Source organism: Pseudarthrobacter sp. YAF2 (assembly GCF_052113345.1).
Lineage (GTDB): Bacteria > Actinomycetota > Actinomycetes > Actinomycetales > Micrococcaceae > Arthrobacter.
Genome location: NZ_JBFRDA010000007.1, coordinates 155,696 through 170,519 on the forward strand (window position 1 = coordinate 155,696; position 14,824 = coordinate 170,519).

The 14,824-nt window shown below is 68.3% G+C and carries 12 protein-coding genes; 4 read left to right on the forward strand and 8 right to left on the reverse strand.

What is annotated here, in order from left to right:
* Positions 1 to 5 precede the first annotated feature (5 nt).
* From ftsH to dacB, 6 genes are all read right to left on the reverse strand, one after another.
* A complete protein-coding gene (gene ftsH, locus AB4Y79_RS09425; RefSeq protein WP_441860669.1) occupies positions 6 to 2,069 on the reverse strand; it encodes an ATP-dependent zinc metalloprotease FtsH in 2,064 nt (687 codons plus the stop codon).
* 172 nt (positions 2,070 to 2,241) lie between these two features.
* A complete protein-coding gene (locus AB4Y79_RS09430; RefSeq protein WP_441860670.1) occupies positions 2,242 to 3,300 on the reverse strand; it encodes a LacI family DNA-binding transcriptional regulator in 1,059 nt (352 codons plus the stop codon).
* A gap of 41 nt (positions 3,301 to 3,341) precedes the next feature.
* Complete coding sequence (gene hpt / locus AB4Y79_RS09435) at positions 3,342 to 3,893, reverse strand: hypoxanthine phosphoribosyltransferase (RefSeq protein ID WP_308928998.1); 552 nt, start codon at positions 3,891 to 3,893, stop codon at positions 3,342 to 3,344.
* Positions 3,894 to 3,923: 30 nt separating this feature from the next.
* The gene (tilS, locus tag AB4Y79_RS09440; RefSeq protein ID WP_441860783.1) at positions 3,924 to 4,997 is read right to left on the reverse strand and encodes a tRNA lysidine(34) synthetase TilS; all 1,074 of its coding nucleotides are present in this window, start codon (positions 4,995 to 4,997) and stop codon (positions 3,924 to 3,926) included.
* A gap of 114 nt (positions 4,998 to 5,111) precedes the next feature.
* Complete coding sequence (locus tag AB4Y79_RS09445; protein WP_441860671.1) at positions 5,112 to 6,242, reverse strand: zinc-dependent metalloprotease; 1,131 nt, start codon at positions 6,240 to 6,242, stop codon at positions 5,112 to 5,114.
* 185 nt (positions 6,243 to 6,427) lie between these two features.
* Complete coding sequence (dacB, locus tag AB4Y79_RS09450; RefSeq protein ID WP_441860673.1) at positions 6,428 to 7,948, reverse strand: D-alanyl-D-alanine carboxypeptidase/D-alanyl-D-alanine endopeptidase; 1,521 nt, start codon at positions 7,946 to 7,948, stop codon at positions 6,428 to 6,430.
* A 154-nt stretch (positions 7,949 to 8,102) separates the two neighbouring features.
* On the opposite strand from dacB, the gene AB4Y79_RS09455 reads away from it, so the two are divergent.
* From AB4Y79_RS09455 to AB4Y79_RS09465, 3 genes are all read left to right on the forward strand, one after another.
* Positions 8,103 to 8,591, forward strand: coding sequence for an inorganic diphosphatase (locus tag AB4Y79_RS09455; RefSeq protein WP_159823766.1), 489 nt, complete (start codon positions 8,103 to 8,105; stop codon positions 8,589 to 8,591).
* Positions 8,592 to 8,707: 116 nt separating this feature from the next.
* On the forward strand, positions 8,708 to 10,075 hold the full coding sequence (locus AB4Y79_RS09460; protein ID WP_441860676.1) for a carboxylesterase family protein: 1,368 nt from the start codon (positions 8,708 to 8,710) through the stop codon (positions 10,073 to 10,075).
* Between the two features lie 22 nt (positions 10,076 to 10,097).
* The gene (locus tag AB4Y79_RS09465; protein ID WP_441860677.1) at positions 10,098 to 10,904 is read left to right on the forward strand and encodes a DUF429 domain-containing protein; all 807 of its coding nucleotides are present in this window, start codon (positions 10,098 to 10,100) and stop codon (positions 10,902 to 10,904) included.
* 3 nt (positions 10,905 to 10,907) lie between these two features.
* On the opposite strand, the gene AB4Y79_RS09470 is transcribed toward AB4Y79_RS09465, so the two are convergent.
* Complete coding sequence (locus AB4Y79_RS09470; protein ID WP_441860678.1) at positions 10,908 to 13,364, reverse strand: phosphoketolase family protein; 2,457 nt, start codon at positions 13,362 to 13,364, stop codon at positions 10,908 to 10,910.
* A gap of 166 nt (positions 13,365 to 13,530) precedes the next feature.
* On the opposite strand from AB4Y79_RS09470, the gene AB4Y79_RS09475 reads away from it, so the two are divergent.
* On the forward strand, positions 13,531 to 14,130 hold the full coding sequence (locus AB4Y79_RS09475; protein WP_441860680.1) for a hypothetical protein: 600 nt from the start codon (positions 13,531 to 13,533) through the stop codon (positions 14,128 to 14,130).
* A 94-nt stretch (positions 14,131 to 14,224) separates the two neighbouring features.
* Here the strand turns inward: AB4Y79_RS09475 and AB4Y79_RS09480 are convergent, their stop codons facing one another.
* Positions 14,225 to 14,809, reverse strand: a complete 585-nt coding sequence (locus AB4Y79_RS09480) for a histidine phosphatase family protein (RefSeq protein ID WP_441860682.1) — start codon at positions 14,807 to 14,809, stop codon at positions 14,225 to 14,227.
* Positions 14,810 to 14,824: the final 15 nt, after the last annotated feature.

A 14,824-nucleotide genomic window follows, 5' to 3' on the forward strand; every position in this document is an offset into this window, starting at 1 on the left:
AAAGCTTAGCCGTGAAGGGTCCCGGGCCCCGATTCGGGGGCGCCTCCGTGAAACGGTGCATCCTCCGGAACGCCCTGCGAATGCGGTGGCTGGGCATCCAGCGGCTCATCCATCCGGGCCTTCTTGGCTTCCTCCTGGGCCTCGCGCTCGGCCTTCTCCCGGCGGCTTTCCACCGGTCCGTTGAGCTGCACGGCGCGGGTCTCTTTGGACAACCACACCTCACGGAAATCACGCTTGCGGACGTCACGGAAGATGTCGGCGATCTCGGCCTGGTTCAGGGTTTCCCGTTCCAGCAGCTCGAGGGCCAGGAAGTCCAGGATGTCCCGGTTTTCGGTGAGGATTTCGTATGCCTCATCGTGGGCCTGCTCAATCAGCCGGCGGACTTCCTCGTCCACAACGTAGGCGATCTGGTCCGAGTAGTTGCGCTCGTGCCCGGCGTCGCGTCCCAGGAACGGCTCGCCGCCGCCCTGGCCCAGCCGGACCGCGCCGACGCGTTCGCTCATGCCGTACTCGGTAACCATCTTGCGTGCGGTGCCGGTGGCCTTTTCGATGTCGTTGGAGGCGCCGGTGGACGGATCGTGGAACACGATCTCCTCGGCGACACGGCCGCCCATGGCGTACGCCATCTGGTCCAGGAGTTCGTTGCGGGTCACGGAGTACTTGTCGTTGTCCGGCACCACCATGGTGTAACCCAGGGCCCGGCCGCGGGGCAGGATGGTTATCTTGGTGACCGGTGCGGAGTTCCGCAAGGCTGCTGCCACCAGTGCGTGCCCGCCCTCGTGGTAGGCGGTGATCTTGCGCTCGTGTTCCTTCATGACGCGGCTGCGCTTCTGCGGGCCGGCCATCACGCGGTCAATGGCCTCGTCCAGGGCGCGGTCGTCAATGAGGTTTGCATTGGAGCGCGCCGTCAGGAGCGCGGCTTCGTTGAGGACGTTGGCGAGATCGGCACCCGTGTAGCCGGGGGTTTTCTTGGCCACGGCCTTGAGGTCGACGCCGGGCGCCATGGGCTTGCCTTTGGCGTGGACCTGCAGGATCTGGTCGCGGCCAATCATGTCGGGCGCGTCCACACCAATCTGGCGGTCGAAGCGTCCCGGCCGCAGAAGGGCCGGGTCCAGAACGTCAGGCCGGTTGGTGGCGGCGATCAGGATGACGTTGGTCTTGACATCGAAACCGTCCATCTCCACCAGCAACTGGTTGAGGGTCTGCTCACGTTCGTCGTTGCCGCCGCCGATGCCGGCGCCGCGGTGCCGGCCGACGGCGTCGATCTCATCCACGAAGATGATGGCCGGCGAGTTGGCCTTGGCCTGTTCGAAGAGGTCGCGGACGCGGGAGGCGCCGACGCCGACGAACATCTCAACGAAGTCGGAGCCCGAGATGGAGAAGAATGGCACGCCTGCCTCACCGGCGACAGCGCGGGCCAGCAGGGTCTTACCGGTGCCAGGGGGACCGTAGAGCAGCACACCCTTGGGGATCTTGGCGCCGACGGCCTGGAACTTGGCCGGCTCCTGCAGGAATTCCTTGATCTCCTGCAGTTCCTCCACGGCCTCATCGGAACCTGCGACATCGGCGAAGGTCACCTGCGGCATGTCCTTGCTGACCATCTTGGCCTTCGACTTGCCGAACTGCATGATCTTCGAGCCGCCGCCCTGCATGCGGGTCATCAGGAACCAGAACAAGGCGCCCAGCAGGATGACGGGGATCAGGAGCGAGAGCAGGCCGGAGAACCAATTGCTTTCGATCGGCTGGTCGGTGAAGCCCTGGGCCGGCTTGGCGTCGGTGACGGCCTTCACCACATCCTGTGCACGGGCGTCCACGAAGAAGAACTGCACGCTCTTGCCTTTGTCCTGCCCGTCCACCTGGAGGTTGTCCTTCAGGGTGAGGTCAACGCGGTTCTCACCGTCGAAGATCTTGGCCTGCTCCACCTTGTTGCTGGAGAGCAGTTCCAGGCCCTTGTCCGTGTCGATCCGGGCCGCACCGCCGGGGGCGAGCGTCGCAAAAGCCACCAGGAGCAGACCGACCACAACGACGATCCAGATGCCCGGGCCTTTGAAGAAGTTCTTAGCTTTCATCTGTTCGGGGGCTCGCCCCGTCCCTTCCGGTAGTGCTTCACGGCGAGTAGTCTGCGCGCGTGATGGTGCTGCGTCAGCTTCTAGCTATACACCGTCCGGAGTACATCACGCATAGCGAAAAGCAAAAGTTCCCTGTGGGCGTAGCCGGCCCGGAGATCCGGGAATGCCCCGGTCAGGGCTGTTCCCGCGGCGCTGCAATGGACCCACGGGTGACCAGCGGGCAGCTGAGGAGCACCGGGTCAGTGGCCCCGTCGGGGTCGCCGGCGCCGCCCGGGCCGGCTTCGATCGCGTCGATCAACCGGTCGGCCGCCCAGGCCCCCATCCCGTAGTGCGGCAGGGCTACGGTGGTCAGGCCGGGGTGGAGGCTGGCGGCAATCAATTCCTGGTCATCGAAGCCGACGACCGACAAGTCGCCCGGGATGGAGAGGCCCAGTTCCGCCGCCGCGCGGTAGGCACCCATGGCCATGCGGTCGTTGTAGCAAAAGAGGCCCGACGGCGGGTGGCCGGCTCCCAGCAGCCTCAGGGCGGCAGCGTATCCGCCGGCAGCATCGGACGACGCCGGCTGGACAGGGGCGGAGGCACCGTCCAGGCCCGCACGGGTCAGCGTGTCCCGGAAACCCTGGAGCCGCCGGACGGTGGAGGGAACGTGCTCGGTGTTGTTGATGAACCCGATCCGGGTGTGGCCTGCGGCAAGCAGTGCGTCCACCGCGGCGGCCGCACCGCCGTACTCGTCCGGGACCACGGCCGGGAAGCTGTCGTCGGCCGTGACGGCATCCACCAGGACGGAAGGGACTTTGCCGAGGTTGGCGGGCACCACCAGGTACCGGTGGTACATGGTGGCGTAGAGGATGCCGTCCACCTGCCGCTCCAGCAGGGACTCAACGTCCGCTTCGCGGGAGCCGTGGTCCGCCGAGCCCGCGGTATTGATGATCATCAGGGTGTAGCCGCGGGCCCGCGCCGCTTCATCGGCGCCGAGGATGATGCGGCCGGCGTGCGGTGTGGTGGCAACATCCTCGCTGACCAGGCCCAGCACGCCGGACTTGCGGCTGCGGAGGGCCCGGGCCAGCCGGTTGGGCCCGTACCCCAGCCGGACCGCCGTCGTCTTCACTTTTTCGCGTGTCTCCGGGCTGACGCGGGCATACGGCGCGTCATTGAGGACGTGGGAGACGGTGGTGGCGGACACCCCGGCCGCCCGTGCCACGTCCCTGATGCCGATGTTCCTGCTACTCACGGTGGTTGCCTCGGGCAGCAGGGGCTGCGGTCGCGGGCAGCTTATTCGTAGACGTGCGGGGCGAGGGTTCCCACGAAGTCCAGGTTGCGGTACTTTTCGGCGTAGTCCAGGCCGTAGCCCACCACGAATTCGTTGGGGATGTCGTAGCCGACGTACTTGACGTCGATCTGCACCTTGGCGGCGGTGGGCTTGCGGAAGGCTGTGCAGATCTCCACCGAGGCGGTGCCGCGGGATTCCAGGTTGGTCTTCAGCCAGGACAGCGTGAGGCCGGAATCGATGATGTCTTCGACGATCAGGACGTCCTTGCCCATCAGGTCGGTGTCCAGGTCCTTCAGGATCCGCACCACGCCGGAGGACTGGGTCCCGGAGCCGTAGGAGGACACTGCCATCCAGTCCATCGAAACGTGGCTGTGCAGGGCCCGGGCCAGGTCCGCCATGACCATCACGGCACCCTTCAGGACACCGACAATGAGGATTTCGCGCCCTTCGTAGTCCTTGTCGATCTGCGCGGCGAGTTCGGTGATCCGCTGCTGGATCTGTTCCTTGGTGTAGAGAACGTGCTTGAGGTCTGCCTGGACGTCGTTTGAATCCACCAATGGCTCCTGTTTAGATGCGGGGTGCGACTAATTTTCGGGCGGTTTTTGAGGCCGGAATACTAGCTTCCCACAGCGCACCCGTTCACGGGGAACGGAACCGGCGCCTCCCGGGCTCCCCGGCCCGCCGGCCTCGGCCGGCCGTTCCAGTTGGGCCAGTGATAACCGGTACACCCTCACGCCGCCGGGAAGCTCCACCGGGCCGGCGGAACCGTGTCGCCGCAGCAGCGCTTCCGCCGCCAAAAGGCGCTGGTAGCTTGGCTGCTGGCCGCCGACGTCGGCTGCTGCCTTGGCGATCACGCGGAACCTGATGGCAGGGGCCAGGGCGCGCAGCGCCTCCTCTGGCAAGGCCAGGGCACTCCCTTCCCGCTCCACGAGGGACGCGTAGGTGCTTTCCGCCACATCCTCGAGGTAGTCCGCGTCAAGCTGCAGGATCGCGGCTGTCCGGGCCAGGGATTCGGCGACGCCGGGGCCCAGTTTCTCCTCAAGGTGCGGGAGCACCTCCACCCGGGTCCGCGACCGGGCAAAGGCGGGGTCTGAGTTGGTGGGATCGTGCCAGGGGTCCAGTTCCTCCACGGCGCAGATCTCCTCCGTGTCCGCCCGGCGCAGCCCCAGGAACGGGCGCAGCAGGACGCTTTTTCCGTTTCCTGCCCGGGCGGGCCGCATCCCGGCGAGGGAACGGGTTCCGGAGCCGCGGGCCAGGCCCAGCAACACCTGCTCGGCCTGGTCGTCGAGGGTGTGGCCCAAAAGGATGGCGCCGGCGCCCTGCTGCTCCGCTGCTGCCTCCAGCGCGGCGTGCCGGGCCTCCCGGGCCGCGGCCTCGGGCCCCATGCCGGCGGCCGAGACCGTGACAGAGCGGATTTCCACGGGTTCGAGGCCCAGCTCCCGCAGTGCCTCCGCGGTGCGGGCGGCAACCTGGGCCGAGCCGGCCTGCAGCTGGTGGTCCACTACTACGGCGCCCACGGCCAGCGGGTGGCCGTCAACGTTTCCGCGACGGGCAAAGTAGGCGGCCACCGCGGCGAGCGCCAGGGAGTCGGGCCCGCCGCTGCACGCCACGGTGACGCGGCGCGGGTATCCAGCTTCGGCGAGGGCTTTTTGCAGCATTTTGCGTGCAGTGCCGACGACGGGCGCGAGCCTTCCGGGCCGGCGTCGTCCGCTGCGTCGCGGGGTGGAGGGAGCTTCAGGCATGGAGGGGCGGGGCGGCTGGGCGTCCGGCAATCAGAGGCCCATCCGGTCAATCCACAGTTTGGCGTCGTGGATCTCAGGCTCCGTGGGCAGGTTGTCCGCAGACTCCCACACTTTGTTGAAGCCCTCCATGCCGGCCACGTCCACCACAGCGCGGACAAAGCGGGCGCCGTCGGAGTACTGCCGCATCTTTGCGTCCAGGCCCAGCAGGCTGCGGATGAACTTCTCGATCACGCCGCGGTCCTTGCCGCGGTCGTTGAACCGCTGCCGGATGGTCTTCACCGAAGGGACGATGCTGGCGTCAACGGCATCCATCACCACGTTGGCGTGCCCTTCGAGGAGGCTCATCACCGCGGTGAGGTGCGAGATGGCAGCCTTCTCCTCGGGGTCCTGCAGCAGGTCCAGGATGGCGCCGCGGCCGGGCGTGTTTCCGGTGGCGGAGCGGTCCTTGAGGGACCGAGCGGCTGCGGTGGCGCGCTCCATCAGGGAATCGACGTTGCCCAGCAGGTGGCCGCTGAGTTCGTCGATCTGCTCCAGCATGTGGTGGCGCAGCCAGGGCGCCGCGGCGAACTGGACCCGGTGGGTCTGCTCGTGCAGGCACACCCAGAGCCGGAAGTCCTCCGGCGCGACGTTGAGTTCGCGCTCCACCGAGACGATGTTTGGCGCCACGAGCAGGAGCCTGCCGGCTGCGGGGGCGGTGGAGTTCTCGGCCAGGGCCGCGAATGGGTCGTACTGGCCCAGCACCTTGCTGGAGAGGAAGGCCAGCACGGCGCCGAGTTGGCTGCCGGTGATGGCGCCGCCGACGCTGGCCGCGGACGGGCTCAGGGTCCCGCGGCGGCTGTCCAGCATCTTCTGCATGGCGGGCTTGAGCATCACCGCAAAGCTCTGGGTGTTGGCCTTGGCCCAGGACGCCCGGTCAACCACCAGGACCGAGGAGTCCCTCAAGTCCCGCGCGGCTTCCAAGCCGGTGATTTCGTGGACATGCGGGACAGACTCGTCCGCGAGCCGGCGCAGGCTGTCCACCGCCTCGGCAATGGCCTTTTCATCCAGCACCGGGCCGGCCGGAGCCAGCCGCGCCGCGGTGGAAGCAGCGAGGTCCCAATTGATCAGGGACTGGGCCGTTGGGGACAACGTCGGTGCGGACTCGCGCGCAGTGGACTCCATGGTTCCCATCAGAACACAGCAGCCCGGGGCACGTCCTTAAAGTTCGCTGACCGGCGAACTTCCACAGCCACCATGATCCCCCTACCGCCCCATCGCTCCCTTGACCACAGGTCCGCGCAAGGGCCGGGCAGCGGTGCCTGCCGCCGTCGTCACGGCCACGTTGCTGGGCATGCAGCCGCAGTAGGTCAGCGGCAGCCGCACCCGGCCAGCGCGGTGGCGGCCCGGTCCAGCGCCTGCTTGTTCCCGGCAGCCCCCGGCGTGAGCCCGTTGCCGATGAACGAGAACACCAGGAGCCGGCCGTCGGCGTCCACCACATAGCCGCTCAGCGCCAGGACGGTGTTCAACGTCCCGGTTTTGGCGCGCACCAACCCCGCGCCGCCCGCCGTGGCGGCATCCCCGTACCGGGTATCCAGGGTTCCGGACAGGCCACCCACCGGAAAGCCGTTCAGCGCGCCGCGGAGCCTTGAATCTGCGCCAGTGGTGATGGCGCGGACCACGTCCGTGAACTGGCGGGCAGAAACCTGGTTGCCCAACGCGAGTCCGCACACATCCGCCAGTTTGATGGTGTCCGTGCCGACGCCCGCAGCTTCCGCCTCGGCACCGACCGCGGCCGTGGCACCGTCGTTGCTGCCCGGCCGGCCGGTGGCCACCGCCGTCATCCGGCCCATCGTTTCCGCCAGGTAGTTGTCCGATACCTGCAGCATGAGGTCCACCTGCTCGGCCACGGTGGCTGATTCAACCTGTGCCAGCACCGCGGGCGGCGCCATCTGGCCGGCTGCGCCTGCCGCCGTGGCCGCCCCGGGTGAACGGTCGACGCCGGCCGCGACGGTCAGGCCCGCTCCGGCACCTGCCGCACGGAGCCGGGCCGCGAATTCCTCGGCCGCGGCCATGGCGGCATCCTGGGGCCGGGGACCCGTGGTGACGGCGGGATCGAAGCGCGCAGAGTTGAGGGCCAGCGGGTAGAGCGGGGCGATTTCGCCTGCTTCAACGTCGCCGGCCAGCCAGGCAGGGTTCAGCGCGGGGCCGGTGAAGAGTGAATCGTCCAGCAGCACTTTGACCTCCCCGGTGGTGCCGGCGGCCCGCAGGGCATCCACGGCCAGGGCGGCAAGGGTGGCCATGCCGGCGTGGCCAAGGGTTTGTTCCGGCTGCGACTCCCCCGCACCGAGCAGGACGTCGCCACCGCCCACCAGCACAACCTGCCCGGGGGCGGGACCGCGCAGCACCTTCGTGGCGAAACGGTGGTCCGGTCCCAGGGTCCGCAGCGCGGCCACCGACGTCAGCAATTTGAGGTTCGACGCCGGCACCCGGCCTTCCGCGCCGCCGCGGTCAAAAAGGACCTGGCCCGTGGACGCGTCCTGCACCATGCCGGTGAACGTACCGCCGCCGTCGGTCTTCAACAACGGATCCACCTGGGCCGTCACCGCCGAGGGTACGGGCACCGGCGCGGACTTCTGGAGCGGGGCAAGGACCTGCGGGGCGGAAACGGTGGCGGGGAGCTGCTGCCAGGCGGGCGTCGGCGGGGCCGGGGCGGGCGAGCCCGGGCCAACGAATCCGGGTGCCACCAACAGGGCCGCCGGAACTGCGAGAACGAACAGGAGCAGGGTCACCAGCACCGGCGCGATGGAGGTTCGCAAGCCCTGGACCGGGCCGCCGGAGCCCCGCGAACGGCGGGCACGCCGCGAATCCGTGCCGGTTGTGTTGCTCATGCTGGTGCTGGTCCTCAAGTCCTGAAATTTCCCCACAAGTTCCTGATTCCAGGGCCTCTCGCTATATCCTCAATAATAGTCGGCGGTACCGACACTCGCTTTTGTGGGCCGTCAAGTGTGCCGCGCACCCCCTGTAATTGCCGAGGAGCATTCCATGAAGCACGACGTGACCATCGAGATCCCCAAGGGATCACGCGTCAAGTACGAAGTTGACCACGAGACCGGCCGCGTCCGCCTGGACCGCGTCCTCTTCACCTCCATGCAGTACCCCACGCACTATGGGTACTTCGAGAACACCCTCGGCGAGGACGGCGACCCGCTGGACGCACTGGTACTCCTGCAGGACTTCGACCTGCACCCGGGCGTCATCGTCGAATCCCGCCCCATCGGCGTCTTCAACATGACCGACGACGGCGGCGGAGACGCCAAGATCCTCTGCGTTCCGGTGGATGCCCGCTTCGACCACATCCAGGAAGTCAGCGACGTCAACGAGTTCCTGATCAAGGAAATCGAGCACTTCTTCACCCGCTACAAGGACCTGGAGCCGGGCAAGTGGGTCAAGGCCGAGGGCTGGGGCGACCGCGCCGCCGCCGAAGCCGAGCTGGAAGCCTCCATCAAGCGCTACGTGCCCACCGCACACTAGTTCCCCCTGGGCCGCGTTGGCGCGGTCTTCGCACAAGTCCCCGTCTACCGGACAAGTCCCCGCCGCATGCGAGGGGGAATTGTCCGGCAGGCGGGGATTTCTGTTCTCCGGCCACCATGAATCTGTGGAATCGTGGACCTGTGCCTACCGAGCCGACGCTTAACTCCACATTGTCGTTCAGTCCTCCCTGCGGTCCCGTCACCGGCTGGCGGGACGGCGACGTCCTCCGCGCCACCGGCATCCCCTACGCCACTGCGCGCCGGTTCCAGCCGCCGGTCCCGGCGCCGGACTGGACCTCCGACTTCTCCGCCACGGCCTTGGCCCCGGCTTGCCCGCAAGGCCCGGTCCCATTCCTCGACGACGTCCTGGGCACCACATACGGGGAGCTTCCCGGCAGCGAGGACTGCCAGAACCTCTCGATCACCATGCCCGGGGACCTCCAGCCGGAAGAACAGCTGCCCGTCATGGTGTGGATCCACGGGGGTTCCTACACCACCGGGTCCGGCGACCTGGCCATCTTCGATCCGGCCAGGCTGGTGGCCGAAAACCGCGTGGTGGTGGTGTCCGTGACCTACCGCCTGGGCCTGTTCGGGTTCCTGGCCACGCCGGCCGGGCGGCCCGGAAACCTGGGGCTCCTGGACCAGCTTGAGGCCTTCCGCTGGGTGCAGCGGAACATCGCGGCCTTCGGCGGGGACCCGGGCCGGGTCACCGCCTTCGGCCAGTCCGCCGGCGGCGACGCGATCGCCCACCTCATGGCCACCCCGGAGGCACCGGCACTCTTCCAGCGCGCCATCATCCAGAGCGCACCACTGGGCATTGCCCGGGGACGCGCCAAAATGAGCCACGCCATGGGAATCGCCGCCGACACCGTGACCGGGGAAACCCCGGCCATGGAGGTTGTGGAGCGCGAGGCCCAGGTTGCCCAGGTGGCGCGGAAGTTCGGGATGCTGGCGGCCATGCCGTTTGGAACGCAGTACGGCCACGAGCCGCTCCCTGAGGAAGGTGCCATCGAGGGTGCCTGGGACCGGTCCGCGCCGGCAATCGACGTGCTGATCGGGCACACCTCGGAGGAAGCCCGGCTGTTCCTCCCCCGCAGCCCGCGGCTCATGCGGTTGGCCGCGGTTCCGCTGGTGGGCGCTGCAGCCGTCCGCGCCATCGACTGGGTGGTCACCGAAACTGTCTACGGCCGGGCCACCCGCCGCTTTGCCCGCCGGCACGTGAAGGCGGGCGGCCGTGCCCACCGGTACGTCATGGACTGGCACGCCCCCGGCAACATCTTCGGCGCTGCCCACACCATCGACCTGCCCCTGCTGCTCGGCAACCGGAAAACCTGGGAAGGCGTGGGCCTCATCGCCGGCGCGGACTGGGAGGATGTGGAGGCGGCGGGCCGCAGGACGCGGGCCCTGTGGGCCGGCTTCGCCTCCGGCCAGGACCTCGGGGGATCGGGCAGCATCCCGGGCGTCCTGCGGTACCGGGCCATCTGAGCGCTGTAGTGACAGGCAGCCCATGAGAACCCTCGGCGTGGATCTGGCGGCAGCCCCCAAGAAGACCGCGGCTGCCGTCATCGAATGGGACAGCGGCTCCCAGGAGTGGGGCTCCGGCGACGGGGCAACCGGCGGGGTCCCAGCAGCAGGCTCGGCCCGGCTCACGCACCTTGCCCTGGACGTGGACGACCAGCACATCGTGGAGCTGTTCGGCAGCACCGACATGACCGGAGTCGACTGCCCCGTGGGCTGGCCGGACGCGCTGATTCCGTTCCTTACCGGCCACCTGAACAACGTTCCGGGACCGGTGCTGGATCACGACGGAATTGCTGGCCGCCGGTTACTTGCCTACCGGGACACCGACCGTTTCTGCACCACCCGGACGGGACTCATCCCGCTCAGCGTCTCCGCCGACCGGCTGGCACACCCTGCCATGCGATGCGCGGTCATCCAGGCGAAGATCGCCCAGCTCCACGGCCCGCAACCGAGGGACGGCTCCGACCGCCTGGCCGAGGTGTATCCGGCTGCGTCCCTGAAGATCTGGGGCCTCAACGGGCGCGGGTACAAGGGCCGCGGCATCCCGGAAGCCGACCGCCTGGCCCTCCTCCTGGCTGCCCTCGAGGAGCAGGCACCATGGCTGGACCTGGCCGGGCACCGCGACAGCCTGGCGGCCTCGGACGACCTGTTCGACGCCGTCATCGCCTCGCTGACCGCCCGCGCCGCAGCCCGGCGTCGTACGCTCCTGCCGGACAGCGCCCATGCGGAGGCCGCGCGCAGCGAAGGCTGGATCCACCTGCCGGACTGCCGCCTCGACGAACTGCCCGGCTAGGACTCAGCCGCCGAGCTTCCAGTTCCGGATCTCCTCCGGGTCCTCGCCATGCGTGCGGGTATGCTCACGCGCCCGGTTGCGCCGGTCCTGCAGGTCCTGGCGCAGCAGCGCGTGCTTCCCCGCCATGCCGGGCACGCGGTCGATGGCGTCGATGGCGAGGGTGAAGCGGTCTATCCCGTTCATCATGGCCATGTCGAACGGCGTGGTGGTGGTTCCCTCTTCCTTGTAACCGTGGACGTGCAGGCCCTGCTGGTTGGTGCGGCGGTACGCCAGCCTATGGATCAGCGCCGGATAGCCGTGGTACGCGAAAATAATGGGCTTATCCGGGGTGAAGATCCCGTCAAAGTCGTGCGCCGGGAGGCCATGCGGGTGCTCGCTGTCATCCTGCAGCCGCATCAGGTCCACCACGTTGACCACGCGTACTTTGAGCCCGGGCGCGCCGTCCCGGAGCAGCTCGGCGGCGGCCACCGTCTCCACCGTGGGGACGTCACCGGCGCAGGCCAGGACGACGTCAGGCTCCTCGCCTGACACTTCGGACCCCGCGAAGGCCCAGATTCCCAGTCCGCGCCGGCAATGGTTCGCGGCATCGGCCGGCCCCAGCCAGGTGGGCGAGGGCTGCTTGCCGCTGACCACGATGTTCACGTAGTCGGTGGAGGCCAGGCAGTGCTCCATGACTGACAGCAGCGTGTTGGTGTCCGGCGGCAGGTACACCCGGATGACCTCCGCCTTCTTGTTCACCGCGTGGTCGATGAAGCCCGGGTCCTGGTGCGAGAAGCCATTGTGGTCCTGCTGCCAGACATGCGAGGACAACAGGTAGTTCAGGGACGCCACCGGCTGGCGCCAGGGCAGTGCGCGCGACACTTTCAGCCATTTGGCGTGCTGGTTGAACATGGAATCGACAATGTGGACGAAGGCCTCGTAGCAGTTGAAGACCCCGTGCCGGCCGGTCAGGAGGTAGCCTTCCAGCCAGCCCTGGCACAAGTGCTCGCTGAGCACCTCCAGGACCCGGCCCGAGCGCGCAAGGTGCTCGTCGACGTCGTCAATCCTGTACTGCCACACCTTGTCGGTGACCTCGTAGACGTTCTGGAGCCGGTTGGAGGCTGTCTCGTCCGGCCCGAACAGCCTGAAGTTTTCCATGTTCGCCGCGATCACGTCCCGCATCCAGGAGCCCAGCGTGACCATGGGGCTGACCCGCTCGATCCCCGGGGTGGGAACCTCCACTGCGTGGTCCCGGTAGGCGGGCAGCTTCAGCGCCCGCCTGAGCAGTCCGCCGTTGGCGTGCGGCGTGGCGCTCATTCGGAAATCGCCGGTAGGGGCGCCCTCAGCAATGTCGGGCCGGAGCCGGCCGTCGCCGTCGAACAATTCCTCCGGCCGGTAGGACTGCAGCCACTCTTCCAGCTGTTTCAGGTGTTCGCCGTTGGTGCGGACCTCGGACAGCGGCACCTGGTGCGCCCGCCACGTGCCCTCAACCTGGAGTCCGTCCACGGTCCGCGGCCCGGTCCAGCCCTTCGGCGAGCGCAGGACGATCATCGGCCAGCGGTGCCCGCCCTCCCCCGCTTCCCCGGCGTCCGGGTCTTGCCGGTGGGCGTCCTGGATGGCTTTGATGTCCGCCAGGCACCGGTCGAGGACCCCGGCAAAATCCTGGTGCGCCTGTTCGGTGCTGTCCGGATCCGTCACTGTCACGAAATACGGCTCGTGGCCATACCCGCGCAGCAGCTGCTCCAGCTGATCCTGCGGCATCCGGGCCAGGATGGTGGGGTTGGCGATCTTGTAGCCGTTCAGGTGCAGGATGGGCAGCACGGCGCCGTCCGCTGCGGGGTCCAGGAAGTTGTGGGAGTGCCAGCTGGCCGCCAGCGGCCCGGTCTCGGCCTCGCCGTCGCCGATCACGACGGCGGTCACCAGCTGCGGGTTGTCGAACACCGACCCGTACGCGTGGGCCAGCGCGTAGCCAAGTTCCCCGCCTTCGCTGATGGAGCCGGGGGTTTCCGGGGCGGCGTGGCTGGGGATGCCGCCGGGGTAGGAGAACTGCCGGAACAACTCGGCCAGGCCGGCCTCGTCGTTGCCCACGTGCGCATAGATTTCCGAGTACGTGCCCTCCAGCCAGGCGTTGGCGACGACGGCGGGACCACCGTGGCCGGGCCCGGCAACGAAGAGCATCTCCAGGGAGTCGCGGCGGATCACGCGGTTCAGGTGGGCATAAACGAAATTGAGCCCGGGGGTGGTGCCCCAGTGGCCCAGCAGCCGGGACTTGGTGTCCTCAGCCTGCAGTGGTTCACGCAGCAAGGGGTTGGACCTGAGGTAGATCTGGCCCACCGAGAGATAGTTGGCTGCGCGCCACCAGCGGTCCACCAAGGCCAGCTCTTCTGCCGAAGCTGCGCCCGGCAGCGATGTTTCCTGCCTGATTCCGTCCTGCCGCTTGTCGTCCTGCCGCCGTTCATTCTGTCCAGCACTGCCGGCCATAACCATCCTCACGTCGGGGAAGCCGCTGCGGGCGGCCGTTCCCCCATGGCAACAGATGAAGGGGCACGCGGGCAAGACCCGTCGTCGTGCCTTCCCGTTGAAGAGCCTGGCCACCGGTAACCTCGGCGGTTTCGTCATTTCTACTTCCGGGTAGTGTGTACCCAGAATGTTCACGCTGACAATCAACCAGACTGACAGCCGGCGCGACGGCGACCAGGTGCCGCAGCTGCTCAAGGCGCTGCGACACATCCCTGCGCGCCTGGATTTTGACCGGTCCGTCGAGGATGAGGTGCAGGGCGTGGTGGACTGCCCGCACCAGGCCGTGGAAGCCGCGTTGATCGCGTTGCGCAGCGGATCCTGGTACGTGGGGATCGGCGCCGGACCGGTGGACGAGCCGCTGCCCAACCAGATCAAGGACGCCACCGGCCACGGCCTGGTGTACGCGCGCAGGGCCGTAGACCGGCTCCGCAACAGCAAGGAGCGGGTTCCGGTTGCGGTGGAGGGGCCACTGGCCGATGTCGCCCATGATGCGGAGGCCGTGCTGCGGCTGCTCGGGCACATTGTCCGGGACCGCTCCGGCGCCGAGTGGCGGGTGCTGGACCTGCTGACCCCTGGCGTCCGCGGCCAGCAAAAGGCGGTGGCGCAAGAACTGGGCATCACCACCCAGGCGGTCAGCAAGGCAGTTTCCCGGGCGCAGTGGAACGAGGAACATTCAGCCCGGCCGGCCGCGGCGAGGTTGTTGGCCCTGATCCTCGAAGCGAGGTAGCAAGGGACTCGCTGCCCGGGGTTAGCCAGGGCAGGCTGCGCTGGGTCAGGCCGGTTTGAGCTGCGTTGGGTCAGGCCGGTTTGAGCTGCGCGGGTCAGGCGCCGGCGGTTGCCATCACCGGTTCACCGTTGAAATACTCCAGCTTCCAGCCGTCCATAGCGTGGTGGTGTGCCAGGTTCAGGGCGGCGTTGTCCACACTTGCCAGGGTCTGTCCGATCGCGCGGCTGAGGCTGACCCGCAGCAGGGTGCCGTGCGCCACCACCAGCACCCGCTGGCCGCGAAACTCCTCCGCCAGGGTCTCAAGGGCGGCAAGCCCGCGGCCGGCGGCCTCGTCTTCGCTTTCCGCGCCCTTGAATCCGCCGGGCACCCGCAGCGCCTCCAATTCCGGGCCGGCCTGCATTCCTTCAGCCGGTCCGAAGCTGCGCTCGGTCAGTTCGGGGATGCGCCTGGACACCGTGCGCCCCAGCCCTTCGGCGATCAGGTCGGCGGTCTCGGCGGCCCGGCTCAGCGGCGAGGAGACGATGGCGTCCCATTCGTAAGGGGCCAGGACGGCGACGGCGTCACGCGCCTGGCCGCGTCCGACGTCGTTCAAAGGGATGTCCGTGGCACCCTGCAGCCGGCGCTCGGCATTCCAGTCGGTCTGGCCATGGCGGACGAGGGCGAACGTCGTAAGGGTCATGACTCTATTCTGCCT

Bases quoted from the DNA above. Each gene is read 5' to 3' on its own strand.
- AB4Y79_RS09480 (WP_441860682.1), bottom strand. From the start codon at position 14,809: ATGACCCTTACGACGTTCGCCCTCGTCCGCCATGGCCAGACCGACTGG.
- dacB (WP_441860673.1), bottom strand. From the start codon at position 7,948: ATGAGCAACACAACCGGCACGGATTCGCGGCGTGCCCGCCGTTCGCGG.
- AB4Y79_RS09445 (WP_441860671.1), bottom strand. From the start codon at position 6,242: ATGGAGTCCACTGCGCGCGAGTCCGCACCGACGTTGTCCCCAACGGCC.
- AB4Y79_RS09455 (WP_159823766.1), top strand. From the start codon at position 8,103: ATGAAGCACGACGTGACCATCGAGATCCCCAAGGGATCACGCGTCAAG.
- AB4Y79_RS09460 (WP_441860676.1), top strand. From the start codon at position 8,708: ATGAATCTGTGGAATCGTGGACCTGTGCCTACCGAGCCGACGCTTAAC.
- tilS (WP_441860783.1), bottom strand. From the start codon at position 4,997: ATGCTGCAAAAAGCCCTCGCCGAAGCTGGATACCCGCGCCGCGTCACC.
- AB4Y79_RS09465 (WP_441860677.1), top strand. From the start codon at position 10,098: ATGAGAACCCTCGGCGTGGATCTGGCGGCAGCCCCCAAGAAGACCGCG.
- AB4Y79_RS09475 (WP_441860680.1), top strand. From the start codon at position 13,531: ATGTTCACGCTGACAATCAACCAGACTGACAGCCGGCGCGACGGCGAC.
- AB4Y79_RS09470 (WP_441860678.1), bottom strand. From the start codon at position 13,364: ATGGCCGGCAGTGCTGGACAGAATGAACGGCGGCAGGACGACAAGCGG.
- ftsH (WP_441860669.1), bottom strand. From the start codon at position 2,069: ATGAAAGCTAAGAACTTCTTCAAAGGCCCGGGCATCTGGATCGTCGTT.